Origin of the sequence: Actinosynnema sp. NPDC023658 (assembly GCF_040639995.1) — a bacterium.
In the GTDB taxonomy this organism is placed as follows: Bacteria; Actinomycetota; Actinomycetes; order Mycobacteriales; family Pseudonocardiaceae; genus Actinosynnema.
The window spans coordinates 1-2,747 of record NZ_JBFAAX010000759.1; the positions used below are offsets into that span (position 1 = coordinate 1).

At 71.4% G+C, this 2,747-nt stretch carries 3 protein-coding genes; 2 read left to right on the forward strand and 1 reads right to left on the reverse strand.

Going from position 1 to position 2,747, the window contains the following annotated elements; genetic code table 11:
* Nucleotides 1-747, reverse strand: a 747-nt coding sequence (locus AB0G02_RS34325) for an AMP-binding protein (protein ID WP_360802788.1), incomplete at its 3' end; no start/stop codon positions are given.
* A gap of 389 nt (nt 748-1,136) precedes the next feature.
* Here AB0G02_RS34325 and AB0G02_RS34330 point away from each other — a divergent pair.
* Complete coding sequence (locus AB0G02_RS34330) at nt 1,137-1,643, forward strand: FBP domain-containing protein (protein ID WP_360802782.1); 507 nt, start codon at nt 1,137-1,139, stop codon at nt 1,641-1,643.
* 35 nt (nt 1,644-1,678) lie between these two features.
* Nucleotides 1,679-2,747 (forward strand): condensation domain-containing protein (locus AB0G02_RS34335; RefSeq protein ID WP_360802785.1); only part of this gene is annotated, 1,069 nt, incomplete at its 3' end.

Below are 2,747 nucleotides of genomic sequence, written 5' to 3' on the forward strand. Positions count from 1 at the left end.
CCAGCTCGTGCTGCGCCTGTCCGAGGACCGCGTCCCGGTCGGCCGGGTGGTGCTCACCCGGGTCAGCGCGGCCACGGTGATGGACGGGCCCGGCCAGGCGTCGAGGATGGCCCGCGGGTCGCGGTGCGCGCCGGGTTCGAGGATCGCGACCACACCGCCGACGGTCAGCGGCCAGAACAGTTCGAGCGCCGAGTCGTCGAACGTCAGGGTCGTCTTGTGCAGCACGGCGTCACCCGGTCGCAGCCGGTGCTCGCGCTGGGACCAGGTCATCCGGTTCACCCAGCCCTCGTGGCTGCTCGCCACGCCCTTCGGCACGCCGGTGGAGCCGGAGGTGAAGTAGACGGAGACGAGGTTCGCGCCCCACGCGCGCCGGTCCGGCCGGTCCGCGCGCGGCTCCGCCGTCGGCGGCACCGCGGACACCCCGTCGGGCAGCAGCGCCCGGTAGTCCTCGGTCACCACGCACACCCGGGCCCGCGCGACCGTCGTGATCTGCGCGATGCGGCTCGCGGGCAGCTCCGGGTCCAGCGGCAGGTACGCCCCGCCGGCCTTGAGGACGGCCAGCAGCGCGACCACCATCTCCACCGACCGGTCCACGCACAGCGCCACCACGTCGTCCACGCCGACGCCCGCCTCGACGAGCCGGTGCGCCAGCCCGTTGGCCCGCGCGTCCAGCTCGGCGTAGGTCACCCGCTCCGAGCCGAAGACGACGGCCGTCCGGTCGCCGCAGTCGACGACGCGGTCCTCCACCAACTCGTGCAGCCCACGTCGGGCCGGAAAGGCCGAGTCTGTTCGATTCCATTCCCCAGGCACGCTCAACCCGCCCCTCACCGCGACAGACCGGGGGCCGGGCAGCCGTCGGCCACCACCGTTCCCCAAGAATGTGATCGGCCGACGCCGGAATGTGCGTCAACCGCCCCGCCCAGCTCCCCAGACCCTTCCCGCCGATTTCCGGCGCGTGCGATCAGACACTTCCTAGCACAGCCCCCCTCGGGTGGCAACGACCGTAGTGAGCCGGCCGCAACAACCCCATCGACCCTTGCGCGGGCACGTTCCTGCGTGTAGTCGAAGCACCGCACGGACACATGTTGACCCGCGCCGACCATCGGGCATACTGGCCTTGACGCGACGTCAGCTAAATGAAGGGCAATAGGGTGCGGCCGACCCCGGCGGAGGAAATAAGGAAGTCGTTCGTCAACTGTTCGAAAGGCGAGGCGAAGAAGCTGACCCTCCCGGCCGACCTCGATTCGCGGGACTGGTCGGAAACCGACTTCCTCGGTTGGGTGGACCCGCGGGCGGTGAACAACGCCTACCTCGTGGTGCCCCGCGACGACGGCGTGGTGGGTGTCGTGCTGCGCGCCAACACACCGGCGAAGAGCGCGTTGAGGTCGTCCCAGTGCGCGTTCTGCCTCACCACCCACGTGCTGTCCGACGTGGGGCTGTTCGCCGCGCCGAAGGCGGGCGCGGCCGGCCGCAAGGGCAACACCGTCGGCACGTACGTGTGCGCTGACCTGGCCTGTTCGGCCTACGTCCGGCGCAAGCGGCGGCCGTCGGCGCCCCAACCCGCCGAGACGCTGGACGACGACGGGCGGATCGCGCGGATGCTCGCCAACATCAACCACTTCGTCGGGAAGGTCCTCGACTGAGGCAGTCCCGGCGGCACGTTCCGGCGGGGGATGAAGTGACTCAGGAAGAAGTACGGGCGGCGGCACGCACGGCGCCGCTGTCCCCCGCTCAGCACGGCATCTGGTTCACCGAACAATTCGACGGACCCACCAGCCTCTACCACATCTCGTTCGCCCACCGGCTGCGCGGACCGCTCGACGCCGATGCGCTCGACGACGCGTTGTCCGCGTTGGTCCGTCGGCATGAGCCATTACGGTCCCTTATCGACCTGGCCGACGGCGAACCGCGACAGCTGGTAGTGCCCGAGGCCCGCGCATCCGCCAAACGGGTTGATTTATCCGCGCACCCCGACGCCGAGGCCGAGGCCGCCCGGGAAAACGAAGAGCACGTGCTGCGGCCTTTCCGGTTGGACGCGGAGAACCCCTTCCGGGTGCTGCTGGTGCGGTTGGCGGAGGACCACCACATCCTCTCCGTGGTGCTCCACCACATCTGCGCGGACGGCCTGTCCCTGCCCGTGTTCTGCGGCGACCTGGCCGCGTTCTACCGCGGTGACCCGCCCCCGCCGCTGGGCGACACCTACACCGGGTGGGTCCGCCGTCGACTGGCCGAACCGCCCGACACCGAGGCCGTCGCGAGGTGGCGCGACCGGCTGCGCGGCGCACCGCCGCTGGCCCTGCCCACCGACCGCCCCCGGCCGAGGATCCGGTCGCCGCACGGCGGGCGCGTCCCGATCACCGTGGACGCCGAGCTGGTGCACCGGGCCCGCGACTACGCCCGGCGGCACGGCGCGACCTTGTTCATGGTGCTGCTGGCCAACTTCTTCGCCGTGCTGGCCCGGCGGTCCGAGGTCCACGACCTGAGCGTCGGCGTGCCGCTGTCGGGTCGCGAGGGCCCGGACGAGGAAGCCATGATCGGGCTGTTCACCAACACCGTCGTGCTGCGGGTGAACCTGTCCGACGGACCGGCGTTCGCGGAGCTGCTGCGCCGGGTGCGGTCGACCGCGTTCGACGCCTACGACGACGGGCACGTGCCGTTCCAGCATCTCGACCCGAGCAGGCCGGAGGCGTTGGCGTTGTTCGTCGACGCGACCCGGCTGCTGCGCGGCGCGGGCTACACGGCGTTCA